The 243-nt window shown below is 61.3% G+C and carries 1 protein-coding gene; it reads left to right on the forward strand.

The features are described from left to right. Positions 1-243 (forward strand): hypothetical protein (locus Q4563_RS21955; protein ID WP_303606045.1); only part of this gene is annotated, 243 nt, incomplete at both ends.

The following is a 243-nucleotide window of genomic DNA, read 5'->3' on the forward strand; positions in this document are numbered from 1 at the left end:
TTCAACTGCTGCGGGCCGTCTTGTTACGACTGCCAGCAGCGGAATTACCCGCCGCCGTCAAACCGCGCCGGATAGTGATGTGTGCCGGCGACAATGTGGGTGACACCGACGCCGATATGAACACCGCCTTGCAGCAGGTGGCCGAGCGCTTGCAAGCGGCCGGGGTTGAAGTGACCTGGCTGGAAGCAGGAACCCTGCTGCAACAAATGGTGATGCATCACAGCCGGATCATGGCCTGGGAAG

This window comes from Gilvimarinus sp. 1_MG-2023, assembly GCF_030548285.1.